This window comes from Stenotrophomonas sp. SXG-1, assembly GCF_014083965.1.
Lineage (GTDB): Bacteria > Pseudomonadota > Gammaproteobacteria > Xanthomonadales > Xanthomonadaceae > Stenotrophomonas > Stenotrophomonas geniculata.
Genome location: NZ_CP046588.1, coordinates 1,803,362 through 1,818,731, shown reverse-complemented (window position 1 = coordinate 1,818,731; position 15,370 = coordinate 1,803,362). Strand labels below are relative to the sequence as shown.

Genomic DNA, 15,370 nt, shown 5'->3' with positions numbered 1-15,370 from the left:
GCTGGCTCGCCTCTTCATAGGAAGTTCGCATGACTGCGACGGCCTCCAATCCTGACGATTCGATTGACCCCACCTACTCCGGCTCTAGCACTGAGCACAGTGCAAAACTGCCGGGTGACAGCGCTTCGATTACCCGGACCGCAGACGGCGCTGTAAAGGTTGCCGGACGTAGTATCGAGAAGACTCAGGCAGAGGTGGCTCTTGCAGGCGCCACGTTGAAGAAGGTGACAGAGGTAACGGGTACGGCAGGCGAGAACCGTATCGAGCGCGAACGCATCACCCAGTTCAGCCTTGAGGCGTCGGTTGCAGTTGGCGCACGCGCCGAAGTCAAAGGCAAAGAGCGTCTGGCTGGTATCGAGCTTGAAGCCGGATCGCAGGTGGGTGCCCGTGTGCGCTATCGCGTCTCCCTGCCTGACACCACCGCATCTGAAACCGGAAAATCCACTCCTGCAACGGCTGAGCAAGCTGCCAGAGTGAACCCCTTCGACCCGACCACGCTGCCGATTGGTGGCCGGGTGTTGCTGGATAGCCAGCAATTCCAGCAGAGTGAGTTGAAAGTTGCGTTCCGCCACATCGCAACGGTGAACCAGCTCACTGAAGCGGAGGGGGTCGGTGTCGCGATCAGCCGTTTGGACGAACACCATGTCCGGGTCGTTACGGGGCCCAACAAGGCGATCGAATCCCTGCAGGGCGTGGGCGTCGATCTAGGCATTGCGCGCGTGATGGCCGGTCGCCAGGATGCGCTTGGACAGTCCAAACTGCAGACCGCCGACTTTGACCTGCGCGACCCGGATGCGCGTGCGGCCTACATCCGAATGCTCGCAACAGGCCAGGTGGCCGATCAGACGCCGGGCGTGAGCAACGTGGCTCAGCTGGAGCGGTTGGACTACAGCTCCCAGCAGCGGCTGCAAGTGGGACTGGTCAATGACCTGGTGAGTGCCGATATCGCGGGGCGCCGCAATACTGGCACGGCGATCCAGAGCACGGCTCCCGACGGCAAGGTCACAGTCACCCAGCAATTGAGCTATGACGACAACGTGAAGCTGACGATTGTGCGCGCCTTCATCCGTGACGGAGAAACGCTCCGCGAGGACGTGGATGCGCGCAGGTATCAGTTCCTTGTCGACACGGATGTGCCGACCCCCGGCTTTATGGACAAGGTGGTTGGTGGCCGAAACGAAGCCGTTGAGGAGCGCAACATCGCCACCGGGTTGAACCTGGCTTTAACTGGATCGACCGAGGGCCCGGGACAGATCCGTCCCGGTGAAAAAGTCTCGGTCAGCTTCAGCGAAGCGCAGATGCAGGAATTCATGCAGCGAACCCAGAAGATGGTCGAGCGCCCCCTCGGACATCTCGATCCATTGGCAGGTATCGCTCGCGCTGGCTATGGCGACCAGCCGCAGCGCGATGGTCTTGAGTTCGCAATCGGGATAGCCCGTAGCCTGCAGGGTAATGCCGATCAGTTCGGCAAGCATCTACAGCGTGTGGCGCAGGACGGTGACCCGCGTGGGCCTGTCCACCCGATCAATGCGCAACTCACGCGCTCAGACGGCACGCTGCTCAATGCGCCGGTTCAATCGCAGCAGCAGGCTCCGGCCCCCCTTTCACCGGCTGGCCGCACCGCCACCCTCGATCCGCGCCATTCGGACCACGAGGCAAATGCCATCTACAAGCAGAATTTCCAAGCGGCAGAAAGACTGGCATGCACCCAGGGTGGGTTGCCGGATCAGGCAGTTGAGCGTTTGGCGATGGCCGGAACCATCGCAGCCCAGCGGGCTGGGTTGAGTCAGGTGGATCACCTTGTGGTCGGAAATCGTGGCCAAGCTTTTGTCGTGCAGGGGGCACTCGACTCCCCGGCGCATCTACGGGCGGGTTTCGACTATCAGACGGCGTTGAATACACCGATCGAGGACAGTTTCTCCAGATTGGAGGTGGCCTCTGAATCGCGTGCACAGAGCGATCTGCGTACTCAAGAGCACGAGCATGAGACGCGACTGATGGCGGCGCGAGGACTATGACCTGTCTCCGGGTCAGCAGGGCTTGTGCTGTCCAGCGTCGCCGATGAACTGCCACTGGCGTATGCCTGGCCATAGCTGAATCATGCCGCTTCCAGCGGCGCCAGTTCCTGAAGGGGCCGCCGCGGCGGCCCCTTGGACCTTACAGGTCCGGCAGGCCCAATCGTCTCCGCAGCGCCGCCACTAGAATGATCGAGATCTGCGCCAACGCATCCTGATCGCGCGTCAGCTCGTCATACATATCCAGCAGCTCCGGTGGGATCTTTCCCATCCGGGCTGCCTTGAAGGCCTCCATCGAGACCACCTGAGCCTTATGGCGCTCATCTTCCATGTCCTTCTCCAGCGTCTGGCGGCGAGAGTGCCGCCCTCTGCATGCCTTGGACCCGCCTCCAAGCCTGTTGCAGGGAAAAGAAAAGCAGCACCACCATCCATGGACTGGCCCTTCTCCTCCAATGGCCACCGGTTCTCAGCGTGATGGCTTCACAGAAGGATGACCGTTTGATCTTCCACAGGATTTCTAAGCGGCATGTCATTGATTCAATCGAACATCGAATCGTCCTTCAGGGATAGGGGGGCTTGGAGGGTTCGAGCAACCGTTGTGCAACCTCCCTTGACGCCCCTCTGCAAAAGCAGCCCGCCAAGAGGTAAACGTGAAATCGATCAGGGCCGCTTTGCTCGTTATCTCGTTGTCCAGTCCGTTCCACTTGGCTTACGCCCAGTCCCCAGTGCAAGGCGGCGGCGCCTCGGTGCCGGCAAACCTCTACAAGGGATCAGCAGACAGCATTCTTCCAAACAGCTTCAGCTACGCCGTAACGGGCTCCGGCAAAGAGAAGAAAGCGTTTCTCAGCAATGATCCCAGTCTCTTCGGGAACATCGGCACAGTACATTTTGCGGCAGGCGATTCCGTTCTTACGGCGACCGAGTTGTCCGACTACACCAACGCCTACAACGTACCCACAACCAACCAAAAATATGGAGCGCTCATCCAGATTCCCACGGCGCTCGTACCAGTCGTGATCCCCTTCAACAAGCCCGGCGCGAAGCTTGACCTGTCCATCAACGATATCTGTGGTGTCTTCTCAAGCAAGATAGCGGACTGGTCTCAACTATCATCGGGTTTGTCGTCAGGTCAGAGTGGCCCGATCACTGTGGTTTACCGCTCGGAGAGCAGCGGTAGCACTGAAGTTCTCACGCGTTTTCTGTCTGCGGCATGCAAGTCGGTTGATTTGTTCGGGACTAATCTCAAACAGCAAAGCAACTGGAGTGGATCGGCGCCGGGCTTCTCGATCCAGACGAGCTTCGCCGGCTTGTTCTCAAACAACACGGCGCCCTCAAACTTTCTCCCTGCCGTGGCAACGGGAGACACCTCGCTGCTTGATACCGTCAATTCTGGTAATGGCCGCATTGGATACACTGGCCCAGACTGATGGTCAACCCGGACGATGCCACGAAAGTGGCCCGCGTGATTGGGTTCTCGCCCAAATATGTGAGCATCCCCGCAACGATCGGTGCCGTTAGTCCGCCCACAAGCGTGTTGCAAGCGCAATTCGTTCATTCCTTTTCAATCACTACGGAAGCGCAGGTGATTCCAGCCAGGATCAAGGGCCCAATGACGCGACATTACGGGCGCACTGGTTCTACCCACTGGATAGGAGTTGGCGTGAGGCGATCCAGACACGATTCGCTCTTGCAAGTAGTTCGACCGGACTGAACAACCCGGACGCCTGCAATGGAATGGGGCGTCCCTAGCAGGGATGCGACATCACGACGTTGGAAAACAGGGGCCGGCTGTCATGCCGGCCTCTGCCCCGCTGCCTGCCTCTGGACAGCAGCGGCGGCTGAACGATTTCAGCGTCAGCCCTGACCGCGCGTGACTGTTCAGGAAGATTGCCGTAAGATCCGTTTCGTTGGGCAGGGTCAGTGTCAGCGTTTATGACGGCATTGGCCGCAAAGCCTTGCAGCACTTGAAGAAACCGGGGGTGCATTGGTTTCGACGGGGGTTGTGAAGTCGCCTGGCGCATGCCGAGGGGGTAGCTTTCCTCGTAAATCCAGCTGCAAAACTCTAGTTGCCAACGACGACAACTACGCTCCGGTCGCTCTCGCAGCCTAAAAACTGCGGTGCGTGACCTTCTGCCGACTTAGGCGGAGCCTCGAAACTGCTTGTGTCCATGCTCGCAGCGTAGAGTCATTATCATGGAATCGCGCTGGGCGGCTGCCTGTCAGTCCGGCACTAGAACACAACAGGCTGGTTCCCGGGTGCGCTTTGCACACCGTGCTGCTCGGGGATGAGATTCAACGGTGAGCTAAGCATGTAGTGCTGGGGATGGAGTGCCTTCGGACGGCGGTTCAATTCCGCCCACCTCCACCAACGAACGGTTCGTCAAGGACCGGAGAAGCCCGGAAATTCCACCAACGTGGGTTTCCGGGCTTTTTTATTGCCCGCCTCGCCTCGCCGCGGAGTTCACCGCCCAGGCGCAGTCGCGATCCGATGCCGTCGAGAAAGGTCGACACCGCGCATCTTCTCTCACCTTCGACATCACTAAATCACTTCAGAATTTTCCCAGCCTCCCATTGGGGGGGATGTGTCCGCGAAGCCGTTCGTCCCTGGTCGCCATCAAGAGGAGACCACGGAGCACCCGCACCCTTCACATGAAGCCGCGCCCGAGGGGCACGGCCTGTTCGACACATCTTTCACAAAGGAACTGTATCCATGCGTACGTCGCTTCGGGTTTCCCTTGCCAGCGCCATCACCCTGGTTCTGGTCAGCGCCCCCGCCTTCGCCCAACCCACCGAACGGGTATGGACGCGAGGCATGGCCAGCAACGAGCAGTACAGCAGTTTCATCGTCAAGTACCGGGACGGCAGCAGCAAGCGCGTTTCGGCTACCACCGCACAGGATGCGCTGAAGAAGCGCCTCGGCATCCAGCAACGCAGCAAGCGCTCGATCGGCGCTGCGCCGGCCCCAGCCGTGACCCACCAGCGCCGCATGGGCGGTGGCGCCGACGTCGTCACCACGGACAAGGCACTGGATCTTCCGGAAGCGCAGATCCTGATGCAGCGCATCGCCGACGATCCGGACGTCGAGTATGTGCAGCCGAACTACATGATGAGCGCGTTCACCACACCGAACGATCCGCGCTACGGCGAGCAGTGGCACTACAGCAATCCGACCAGCGGTGCGCGCCTGCCGGCCGCGTGGGACCGCTCCACCGGCCAGGGTGTGGTGGTGGCTGTGGTCGATTCGGGGTATCTGAACAACAACGACCTGCAGGCGAACCTGTTGCCAGGTTACGACATGATCTCGTCCACCCGCCCGTTCAGTGATTGGCAATGCATCATCGGGGGAATGAATCCCGGCTGTGGTGGCTCCGACGATGGCGACGGACGCGACGCCGATGCCTTCGATGCCTCGGGCATCGCTCACGGCACCCACGTCGCTGGGACGGTCGCAGCGGTGACCAACAACCAGATCGGCGTCGCCGGCGTGGCCTACAACGCGAAGGTCGTGCCGGTGCGCGTACTCGGCAACCAGGGCAATGGCGGTTCCGCCGACATCATCGACGGCATGCTCTGGAGTGCGGGTATCAACGTGCCCAACGTCCCGGCCAATGCCAACCCGGCTGAAGTCATCAATCTCAGCCTCGGCGGCCGCCGGGCCTGCTCGCCGGCCGAGCAGGATGCAATCGACGACATCACCGCGCAGGGCACGATCGTGGTGGTCGCCGCCGGCAACAGCAATCTGGATGTGTCCGAGTTTGCTCCGGCGAACTGCAAGGGCGTGATTGCGGTTGCCGCCAACGATCAGGGCGGTCGTCGTGCGTTCTACTCCAACTACGGCGCAGGCATCCACATCACCGCACCCGGTGGTGAAACCTGGTCCTGCCGCGCGTCCGTCGGCGAGTTCCTGCCGCTGGCCACGCCGCCGAACCAGACCAACTGCGCACCGACCCGCCAGCATCCGGCACAGGGCATCCTGTCCACCGTGGGCAACAACGCCTTCGACTTCATGTCCGGCACCTCGATGGCGGCGCCGCACGTCGCCGGCATCGTCGCGCTGATGCAGGCAGTGGCGCCGGTGCCCAAGACCACCGACCAGGTCAAGGACATCCTGCGTCGCACTGCGCGCCCGATCGCGGCAGCAAACTGCCCGGGTGGTTGCGGGCCAGGCATTGTCGACGCCGCAGAAGCGGTGAAGGCGGCCAGCAACTGATGGCATGGCGCAGCGGCCCGGCAAGGTCGCTGCGCCTTCGTCGCGCATCCGATCTGTACACGCAGGCAACATCAGCAGGCCCATAATCCGGTTCCGCGCCCGGTGCCGGGCGCGCTGCTCCGTCACGTACAGAAGGACCTGCAATGAGAACCAGAAACACCGCGTTCGCCGTGGTCATGACCGCTCTGGCCGCGAGCTCGGCTACCCACGCAGCCCCGCCTGCCATCGCCCCCGCCGGCACCGCAACGCTGGAGGCCCTGCTGGCCTGCAAGGCAGGTTCGAACTTCAGCGAAGCCGAGGCCATCGATGCCCTGCAGGCAGCTGGCCTGGCCAGGAAGCCTGGCGGCACGTTCGAGCCGGAAACCACGCCAGTCGCCCTGTTCGGCGGTACCGTCACCCATGCCGATGTGAACGTCGCCGAGGGCGAGAAGAGCGTCTTCGTCTACTTGAACGGTGTCGATCCGAAGCGCCTCGCCAAGACCTGGTCGGTGACCACGGTCAACGAATACGCCAACACCGAAGAGCCCTCGTACGTGAAGCGCATCGACAAGCGCCACACCCTGCACGTGATTGCCGGTGACGATTACGAAGGTTATTCCGCCGCCGTGAAGTGCCAGATCGCGCCGTAACGGCCTGACCCGCGCTGGAGCCAGTGCCGTACTCGCTGGCGGAAGGCTGCGTATGCCTCAGGAAGGCGGGCCGACAGTGCCCGCTCTTCCGGTACGATCTGCCACCGGTTGATGTACAGCACGAACAGCGGCACAGCCAGCAGTGCGGCCAGGTTCTGCAGGTACAGCATGGCACCTGCCAGGACAGTGGCCTGGCCCAGATACATCGGGTTGCGTGTGTAGCGGTACACGCCGTGCGTGACCAGCACGCTCGACGCCGCCGGCCGCAGGGGATTGACCGTGGTGCCCACGCGACGGAAGGCCAGCTTCGGCAGCAGGTTCAAGACCACGCCGAAGACCATCACCAGACCCGCAAGCAACTCAGGCATCGGTAGCTGCAACGCCCCGCCCGGCTGCCATCGGCTGCCCATATAACCGATGGCGGCGCACAACAGCATCGCAAGAGGCGGAGGAACACGGGTCTCAAGCCAGCGCATCGCAGCCCTGCATTCATCCTGTTCACCCCAGTGTCACACGGAAATGCCTGAATCGCCCGGTTGGCGGCACTTCCGCACTCCAAACCGACCGCCCGGTATCTTCCGCTTTGACATGCCGACCGCTAGAGTGGCGCCACCGCGCAGGAGGATCGTATGGCAACCACGGGCTTGGGCTTCATCGGTCGCACGACCCTCATCATCACCGTGCTGCTCACCCTGGGCGGCTGCGCCACGTTGCGCCAGTTCGGGCCGTCGGTGCAGGTGGCCTCGGTCACCCCCGGCCAGTACATCGCCCTGAAGCGCGGCGACATCCTCACCACCGGCAAGCTCAGTTCGGCCACCATGGAAACGCTGCGCGTGGCCGGTCTCGACGAAGGCTTCTGCGCCAAGCCCGGCCTGCCCTGCATCGAGGCCATGGAAGGCAGCATCGTGGTGCGCGAGGAGGACAAGCGCTCAAGCCTGGCCGAGCTGTGGCTGCAGCATGCGATGACCCTGCCGGCGCCCAAGCGCGAGTACTCCACCTCCGGCCGTGCCAAGAGCGCGATCACCGAGCTGGATGCCGATTTCCAACCGCGCCTGGACGCGTGGATGCAGGTCGCGCGCCAAGCCTACGCCTATCTGTTCTTCACCGAGCGCACCGCCAACCAGCGTGGTTTCGAGGACCGCCAGACCCAGGTGCGCGACTACTACAACCTGGCCGTGCAGGAAGCCTCGGTGCAGTTGTACAACGCCTATGCCACCGGGCGCGTGCACAGCCAGGCCAGCCATTTCCAGCTGGGCCGCTGGACCTTCGTGCTGGCACCTTCAGGCGAGGCATCGCCGCTGGATACGCGTACCCCCACCGAACTGGTACCGGCCGCCTCGCTGTCGTTCACCGGCACGCTGCGCAGCGTGCATCGCCGCGATGGCTTCGGTGCCGAACTGGTGGCCGTGATGGAGGATCCGGCCGCCACCACCGCCACCACGCCGCCGGCCACAACACCCGCCGCGCAGGCCACCACACCGGTCACGCAGAGCTGGAGCGAGATGCCGTCGCCATCGATGACGGTACTGCTGCGCTTCTCCGGAAAGAACCTGTGGGAAGTGCTGCACGACGACGAGCCGGAACTGGAGATCCACGATCCCTACCAGGTCACGGAAGTCACCCTGCATGGGCAGCAGGTGCCATTGGCCGCGAACTTCACCGCAGGCTACGCATTGTGGCTGGCGCGCTCCAACTTCAGCCACCAATCACTGCGTTCGCTGTTCGGTGGCAAAGGCGGCATCGACACGCCGCATCTGTACATGATGCAGCCCTACGATCCGAACCGCCGCGTGCTGCTGATGATCCATGGCCTGGCCAGCAGTCCGGAAGCCTGGGTCAACGTCGCCAACGAGCTGATGCGCGACGACGAGATCCGCCAGGACTTCCAGGTCTGGCAGTTCTACTACCCCACCAACATGCCCATCGCGATGAGCCACGATTCGATGCGCCACACGCTGGATGAGGTGTTCAAGCATTTCGACCCCAGCGGCAAGGCGCAGGCTTCGCATGACATGGTGCTGGTCGGGCACAGCATGGGTGGGGTGATCGCGCGGCTGATGATCTCCTCTTCCGGCGATCATCTGGTCGACACCCTGCTGGAGACTGCGCAGATGACGCCGGCACAGCGTGAACTGCTGCGTACCAAAGGCGCACCGGTGCTGACCTTCCTGCCGGAGCCGGAAGTATCGCGCGTGGTATTCATCGCCACACCACACCGCGGCACCGATGTGGCGGGCACCCGCCTGGGCCGCTGGATCGGTCGCCTGGTGCGGTTGCCGCTGACCGTGCTGGAAGACGTCGCCACCATCGCCAACGACGGCCAGATCGATCGCAACGACGGCAAGCACGGCTACCAGATGAACAGCATCCAGAATCTGGACAAGGACGATCCCTTCGTCCGCGCCGTGGCCGACCTGCCGATGTCGCCGAAGGTGCACTACCACTCGATCATCGCGCGGGCCAAGGCCGATGGTCCGCTGGAAAAGACCGACGACGGGCTGGTTCCTTACTGGAGCTCGCACCTGCCGCACGCGGATTCGGAGAAGGTGATCGTGTCCGGGCACAGCGTGCAGGAAGCCACGCCGGCCATCGTCGAACTACGGCGGATCCTGCATGAAGACATGCAGGAACACGACCGGCAGAACAAGTAACGCACAGCGTGGCGGCATCACGGCAGCGGTATCCGGGCTGACCGGGACACCGCCACCGCGGCAAGACCGGGAAACTCAGCCTTGTCCGTCGGACGCAGCTTCGGTGATCAGATCGGCCACCGCTACCGGCTGCGATGCCAGCGATGCATGACTGGCATCCAGCGTGATGCTGGCACGTGGCTGCATGCGCGCCGCCATGCGCCGCTGGTTGTCAGGGTGAATCATGTGGTCCGCGCTGGAGACCTGGTACCAGCTCGGCTTGTGCCGCCACGCCGGATCACTGACGGCATCACCGAACGTGCTCGCCAGCGGCGCCTTCTGGGTGACCGCCATCACCCGCGCCTCGTCGGCCTGCAGGTCCTGGCAGAAACTCTCGTGGAATTTGCCGGGCTGCAGCCACAGGTAGCCGTCGCTGTCCGGCGCCAGATTGGCCGCCGCCTGCGGCAGCTGTTGCTGGGTGATGCCGCCAGGGCTCTCGCCCGCATCCGGCGCGAACGCGGCGATGAAGACCAGGCCGGTCACGTTGGGTTCGTTTCCGGCTTCGGAGATCACCGCGCCACCATACGAATGGCCGACCAGCAGCACCGGCCCCGCAACCTGGCGGATCATGCGCCGGGTCCGCTCTGCGTCGTCGGCCAGCGACGTCAACGGCAGTTCCACGGCATGCAGATCGTGGAAGCCCCGGCGATCGAGCTCCAGGATCACCTTGGCCCAATGCGCGGCGCCGCCCCAGAAACCATGAACCAGAATGATGCTTGGCTTGCTCATCTTGCAGAACTCCTCACTTGGATGGGATCGTTGCCCGACAGCCATCAGCGCTGCCTGAAGCCACCCGACCAGACTACGGATCGCCCCTGCCAGCGGCGATGCACGGACTCCTGAAAACCATGCCAAGGCTCCACACCACCGAATCGCTTCAGGCCGGCTCCGACGCCTTGTTTGCGATCTTCCAGTCCTCGCGCATGCACGGCGGCGACATCACCCGCCACGTCGTGCAGCCCGGTGGGGCCCGCATCATTGCCGTGGGGCGCGGCTGCTTCCATTTCATCGAACAGGGCACGGCACGCCTGCATGCGGATGCCACGGTGGTGCCACTGCAGACCGGCGAGCTGCTGTTGATGCCGCATGGCAGGACACATCGCATCGACTGTGCCGGCGACGCCCCGCAACCTGCCCATCTGACCACGGCGTCCTTTGGATTTGATGGCCCAGGCAGCCAGCTGCTGCTTGATGCCCTGCCCGGCTGGCTGCATGTTCCCGGGGTTGACCGGATGCCGAACGGATTTCCCGCCAGCTCAGCCGATTGGGTGGCGGTAACCCTGGGCGCAATCCAGGTTGAAGCGGCCCGGCCCACGCTGGGTAGTGGGCTGATGCTGTCACGCCTGCTCGACCTGTTGTTTGTCTGGACGCTGCGCTACTGGCTGGGAACCTCCAGCCCTCACAACTGCCAGCGTCTGCACGCACTGGCCGACCCATTGATCGGGCGGGCACTGGCGTTGATGCAGGCACACCCCGCACAGGCATGGACGGTCGAGTCTCTGGCGGCAAGCCTGAATCAGTCCCGCTCGAACTTCGCGCAGCGGTTCAGCCTGGCCACCGGCATGTCACCGATGCGTTATCTCGCTGGATCGCGATTGCAGCTGGCCGCGGAGCTGCTGCGCAGCGGAAACCGGCGGGTTTCGCAGATCGCCGGAGACGTCGGGTATCTCTCCGAACCAGCATTCAGCCGTGCGTTCCGCCGTGCTTTCGGCATGAGCCCGAATGCCTGGCGCCAACAGATGGCAGCGTCGCGCGAATGAGGGGAAAACCCTCATCGCGCCTGCGCATCAGCCCTTCTATGCTGGCTCCACTACCCCACTGGAGGTCCGCATGAACACGCAAGAACCCAGCCGCCATCCCAGCCCCGATCCGGCCGAGCGCGACGCCTTCTTCCCGTCTCCGTACTCGCTGTCACAGTTCACGTCGGCGAAGAGCGACCTGTCCGGTGCCGACTATCCCGACGCGCGCCGCGACGGCCGCTGGAAGGTGCTGATGATCGCTGCGGACGAACGCTATCTGCCCACTGCCAACGGCCACCTGTTCTCCACCGGCAACCATCCGGTGGAAACCCTGCTGCCGATGTACCACCTGGACAAAGCCGGCTTCGACATCGATGTGGCCACGCTGTCCGGCAACGCCGCGAAGTTCGAGTGGTGGGCGTTCCCGCGCGAGGACAAGGAGATCGGCGGACTGTACGACCGCTACGAGGCCCGCTTCCGCCAGCCACTGCCGTTGGATGAGGTGGTGGCAGGCCTCGATGCCGCATCGGATTATGCAGCCGTGTTCATTCCCGGTGGCCATGGCGCCCTTATCGGATTGCCGCAGAGTCGCGCGGTAAAGGCAGCCCTGCGCTGGGCGATGGCCGAGCAACGCCACATCATCACCCTCTGCCATGGTCCGGCCGCGTTGCTGGCCGCGGGCGTGGACGAGGCCGATGGCGGTTCGCTGTTCCGCGGCTACCGCATCTGCGCCTTCCCCGATGCGATGGACCGGCAGACGCCGGAGATCGGCTACATGCCTGGACAGTTGCCGTGGTTCTTCGGTGAGCGCCTGGCACAGCGGGGCGTGCAGATCGTCAATGACGGCATCGATGGCAGCGTGCTGCAGGACCGCCTGCTGCTGACCGGCGACAGCCCGTTGGCTGGCAATGCGCTGGGCAAACTGGCTGCACGCGCCCTGCTCGACGCCTTGGCCGGGCGCTGAGCCGGATGACCGAGCTGGTGCAGGCGCTGCTGGAGCTGGAACGCGCCCGTTCGCTGAGCGCGGTGGGTGCAGTCCTGCGAGGCATCGCGGCACCGCTCGGCTTCGACCGCGTGCTGGTGTTTGCCACCGGCACCGGGCTGGAGCGGGGTACGCAACGCGTGTACTGGATCGAGGGCGACTGGTTCGGCGATGGCAGCGATACCGACCTTGCGCGCTACCTCCACGCCTGCCCCGTCAATCGCCACGTGCTGGACAGCAACGCGCCGTTCTTCTGGAGCAAGCGCCTGGGCGTTCGCGGCGAGCGCTACCAGGTGGTGAAGCAGCCTCGCGGCGAAGGCCTGCATGGGCTGCAGGTGCCGGTGTTCGGCATCACCGGCCTGGAAGGCGCGGTCAGCGTTGCCGGTACGTCAATCGACGCGTCGGCCAACGCGCGCCTGCGGCTGGAAGCTGCTGCAACCGCAGCATTCCGGGCCGCGCGCCGTCTGGCCGAATCGCCTGCCGAGCGTTCGGGAAGCGCACTGAGCAACCGCGAGCGCGAAGTGCTGCGCTGGGTCGCCGCCGGGCGCCGGCAAGCTGAGATCGCGGCCACGCTTGGGCTTTCCACGCGCACGGTGGAGAACCACCTGCGCCACGCGCGGCAACGGCTGGGTGTGGCGACCACCGCGCAGGCAGTGCGTGCCGCCAGCCGTCGCGGCGAGATCGAAGACTGATCGCGGCGAGGCACTTCCGGATCTCTGGTTCGCGTGTTACACACGCCATGCGCATGTGCGCGATTGCAGAAAGCAAGGATGATGCTTATGAAACTGCAACTGGCCGCGATGGCCGCATTGATGTTGGCATTGGGTAGTGGGATACCGGCGACTGGCCACGCGGCCGGGTCCCCCGGATCGACGACCGATTGCGTGCCCGTAAGACTTGGGCCCAACCTCGTGCATCAGCGCTGCACCGTCACCCGCACTCTGGCAGACGGCACCGTTTTCACGTCGGTGTACTGGATAGACGAGAACGGTCAGTGGTACCTCCCGGCAGACTGATCTGCATCGGACACCGACTACGGCTACAAGGAGTGTGATCAATGACGCTGCACAATCGAATGACCGCTTTTTCTTTCGCTGCAGTAGTTGCACTTGCGGCCCTGGTGCCCTCGCCGCCGGCGAATGCAGCCGAAGAGGTCGGCCTGCAGGAGGAGTGCGTGCCCTTCCGCATCAGCGGCAACGTGTTCCACCAGCGTTGCACGCTGTACGTGGTCCATGACGACGGCACCCGCGTGGCCAGCGACCACTACAACCGCGACGAGAACGGGATGATCTACGACCCCTGATCGGGCAAGGGGCATCTGCCGGGCGGAGCGTCCAGCGTCCGCCCGGCGCCTCCAAGTCGCCCGTCCCGGCATACCACTGCCCCCGCCTTCCATGGCATGCTCCATGAAACCGTTTTCATGGAATGGAGGGATTCGACGATGTTGTCGCGTTTCCGTCGCCCGGCGCTGAGTGCGCTGCTGGCGCTTGCTCTGCCTGCCGTTGCCTGGGCCGTCACGCCGGCGCCGTTGAAGGTGATGTCATTCAACGTCCGTACCCCGGCTGACACCGAGCCGGGCAAGCGCTGGCCCGACCGCCGTGATGCGATGGTCAAGGTGATCCTCGACGCGCACCCGGCAGTGATCGGCACCCAGGAACTGGTGAAGGAACAGGCCGACTACCTGTCAGGGCACCTGCCCGGCTACCGCTGGTTCGGTGAAGGCCGCCGCGGTGGCAGCGGCGATGAGCACATGGGCGTGTTCTACGACAGCAAGGTGCTGGCCATCGAGGAATCCGGCAACTTCTGGCTTTCGGATACGCCGGACGTCCCTGGCAGCATCAGCTGGGGCAACCTGTACCCGCGTATGGTCACCTGGGCCCTGTTCCGGCGCCTGGACGATGGCCGTCGCTTCTACTTCCTCAATACCCACCTGCCCTACCGCGACGAGGACGAACCGCGCCGGGTGAAGGGTGCCGAGCTCATCGGCAAGCGCCTGCAGGCCATGCCGGACGACCTGCCGGTGGTGTTGACCGGTGACTTCAACAGCGAGCCCGGCGGTGACACCTACAGGGCGTTCACCCGCCTGCTGCAGGACACCCGTACCCAGGTGAAAACACCGCAGGGTCCGCGCCCGACCTTCCACGACTTCACCGGCAAGGCCACCGTGCAGCTGGACTGGGTGCTGGTGCGTGGCTTCCGTGCGCGCAGCTTCCTTACCGATGATCGTCGCATCGACGGCGTGCTGCCGTCGGATCATTTCCCGCTGGTGGTCGAGCTGGACTGGCCGAAGCCCTGAATTCCCGCGGCAGCCGTGGCTACGGCGGCGGCTGCCGCGACAACAGCCGGTACAACGCCTGGTGCTGGTTGCGCGCCTGGCAGATGCGGGCGCCGACGGCAAGGAACACGGCGACACCGATCAGCCCGAGCCCCAGCATCGGATCGGGCAGTCGCAGGAAACCGATCGCAGCGGCCATCGTCGCCAGCACCAGCAGCACAACGACCGCCACCGAAAGGCCCGCACCGGGTGGCCCCGGGTCGCCAAACAGCATGCGCTGGGTATCCCGCCTGTCATCGCTCATCGTGTGTACTCCCTGGAATCTGCCCCACTAGTTACACGGCGGACACGGCTTCCGGCAGAGTCAGAAACGTCACGACTGTGACAACGTCCACAGCAGACGCCGCGCTACCCTGCCCCTGTTCCCAAACTGTGGAGAAGGGCATGGCACACCAGAGTCGCCTGGCCGGTTTCATCATCGATTGCGAGGGCATTCCCGCCGACGAAGGCGCCCGCTTCTGGGCCGCCGCGCTTGGCCTGCAGGCGCGGCCCGCCCGTGCCGAAGACGCCGCCGAGTACGCCGACCTGCTCGGTGCTCCGGCGGGCCTGGACGTTGAAGTCCAGCGCGTCGATCACCCGTCACGGGTGCACCTGGACATCGAGAGCGACGACATCGACGCCGAGGCCGACCGCCTGGAGAGGCTCGGCGCGCGCCGGATCGGCTTCGTCAAACGTTGGTGGGTAATGGAAGCACCGACCGGCCATCGCTTCTGCATCGTGCGCATGCGCGAGCGCGAGGTGCCTGCCAATCACTGGCCCTGAAAGAAGAA

At 64.0% G+C, this 15,370-nt stretch carries 16 protein-coding genes and 1 other RNA gene; 13 read left to right on the top strand and 4 right to left on the bottom strand.

What is annotated here, in order from left to right; all coding sequences use genetic code 11:
- The first annotated feature begins 29 nt into the window (after positions 1-29).
- Positions 30-2,018: an XVIPCD domain-containing protein gene (locus tag GOC52_RS08440; RefSeq protein ID WP_071305799.1), complete on the top strand. Its 1,989-nt coding sequence runs from the start codon at positions 30-32 to the stop codon at positions 2,016-2,018.
- 139 nt (positions 2,019-2,157) lie between these two features.
- Here the strand turns inward: GOC52_RS08440 and GOC52_RS08435 are convergent, their stop codons facing one another.
- Entirely contained in the window at positions 2,158-2,346 is a 189-nt protein-coding gene (locus GOC52_RS08435; protein WP_049454717.1) for a hypothetical protein, read from the bottom strand.
- A gap of 319 nt (positions 2,347-2,665) precedes the next feature.
- On the opposite strand from GOC52_RS08435, the gene GOC52_RS08430 reads away from it, so the two are divergent.
- From GOC52_RS08430 to GOC52_RS08415, 4 genes are all read left to right on the top strand, one after another.
- Complete coding sequence (locus GOC52_RS08430; RefSeq protein ID WP_342354963.1) at positions 2,666-3,442, top strand: substrate-binding domain-containing protein; 777 nt, start codon at positions 2,666-2,668, stop codon at positions 3,440-3,442.
- A 548-nt stretch (positions 3,443-3,990) separates the two neighbouring features.
- Positions 3,991-4,383: a transfer-messenger RNA gene (gene ssrA, locus GOC52_RS08425) on the top strand.
- 342 nt (positions 4,384-4,725) lie between these two features.
- A complete protein-coding gene (locus GOC52_RS08420; protein ID WP_224329213.1) occupies positions 4,726-6,225 on the top strand; it encodes a S8 family serine peptidase in 1,500 nt (499 codons plus the stop codon).
- A 143-nt stretch (positions 6,226-6,368) separates the two neighbouring features.
- The gene (locus tag GOC52_RS08415) at positions 6,369-6,854 is read left to right on the top strand and encodes a hypothetical protein (RefSeq protein WP_010484437.1); all 486 of its coding nucleotides are present in this window, start codon (positions 6,369-6,371) and stop codon (positions 6,852-6,854) included.
- Here the strand turns inward: GOC52_RS08415 and GOC52_RS08410 are convergent.
- Positions 6,818-7,330: a methyltransferase family protein gene (locus GOC52_RS08410; protein ID WP_052148808.1), complete on the bottom strand. Its 513-nt coding sequence runs from the start codon at positions 7,328-7,330 to the stop codon at positions 6,818-6,820. The two genes, GOC52_RS08415 and GOC52_RS08410, sit on opposite strands and share 37 nt — an antisense overlap.
- Positions 7,331-7,483: 153 nt before the next feature.
- On the opposite strand from GOC52_RS08410, the gene GOC52_RS08405 reads away from it, so the two are divergent.
- Positions 7,484-9,505, top strand: a complete 2,022-nt coding sequence (locus GOC52_RS08405; RefSeq protein WP_071305801.1) for an esterase/lipase family protein — start codon at positions 7,484-7,486, stop codon at positions 9,503-9,505.
- A gap of 75 nt (positions 9,506-9,580) precedes the next feature.
- Here GOC52_RS08405 and GOC52_RS08400 read toward each other — a convergent pair whose 3' ends face one another.
- Positions 9,581-10,273 (bottom strand): alpha/beta hydrolase, encoded by a 693-nt coding sequence (locus tag GOC52_RS08400; RefSeq protein ID WP_043399287.1) that lies wholly within the window; start codon positions 10,271-10,273, stop codon positions 9,581-9,583.
- Positions 10,274-10,371: 98 nt separating this feature from the next.
- Here GOC52_RS08400 and GOC52_RS08395 point away from each other — a divergent pair, with 98 nt between their 5' ends.
- The 6 genes from GOC52_RS08395 (at position 10,372) to GOC52_RS08370 (ending at position 14,561) form a co-directional block, all read left to right on the top strand.
- Complete coding sequence (locus tag GOC52_RS08395) at positions 10,372-11,304, top strand: AraC family transcriptional regulator (protein WP_224329211.1); 933 nt, start codon at positions 10,372-10,374, stop codon at positions 11,302-11,304.
- Between the two features lie 70 nt (positions 11,305-11,374).
- Complete coding sequence (gene hchA / locus GOC52_RS08390; RefSeq protein WP_043399281.1) at positions 11,375-12,247, top strand: glyoxalase III HchA; 873 nt, start codon at positions 11,375-11,377, stop codon at positions 12,245-12,247.
- 5 nt (positions 12,248-12,252) lie between these two features.
- Positions 12,253-12,957: a PA1136 family autoinducer-binding transcriptional regulator gene (locus tag GOC52_RS08385; protein ID WP_019661232.1), complete on the top strand. Its 705-nt coding sequence runs from the start codon at positions 12,253-12,255 to the stop codon at positions 12,955-12,957.
- Between the two features lie 87 nt (positions 12,958-13,044).
- Positions 13,045-13,281, top strand: coding sequence for a hypothetical protein (locus tag GOC52_RS08380; protein WP_021203968.1), 237 nt, complete (start codon positions 13,045-13,047; stop codon positions 13,279-13,281).
- A gap of 59 nt (positions 13,282-13,340) precedes the next feature.
- Complete coding sequence (locus GOC52_RS08375; RefSeq protein WP_227200225.1) at positions 13,341-13,568, top strand: hypothetical protein; 228 nt, start codon at positions 13,341-13,343, stop codon at positions 13,566-13,568.
- Positions 13,569-13,706: 138 nt separating this feature from the next.
- Entirely contained in the window at positions 13,707-14,561 is an 855-nt protein-coding gene (locus GOC52_RS08370) for an endonuclease/exonuclease/phosphatase family protein (RefSeq protein WP_043399271.1), read from the top strand.
- A 19-nt stretch (positions 14,562-14,580) separates the two neighbouring features.
- Here GOC52_RS08370 and GOC52_RS08365 read toward each other — a convergent pair whose 3' ends face one another.
- Positions 14,581-14,844, bottom strand: a complete 264-nt coding sequence (locus GOC52_RS08365) for a hypothetical protein (RefSeq protein WP_021203970.1) — start codon at positions 14,842-14,844, stop codon at positions 14,581-14,583.
- A 140-nt stretch (positions 14,845-14,984) separates the two neighbouring features.
- On the opposite strand from GOC52_RS08365, the gene GOC52_RS08360 reads away from it, so the two are divergent.
- Positions 14,985-15,362 (top strand): VOC family protein, encoded by a 378-nt coding sequence (locus tag GOC52_RS08360; protein ID WP_159360027.1) that lies wholly within the window; start codon positions 14,985-14,987, stop codon positions 15,360-15,362.
- The last annotated feature ends 8 nt before the right edge of the window (positions 15,363-15,370 follow it).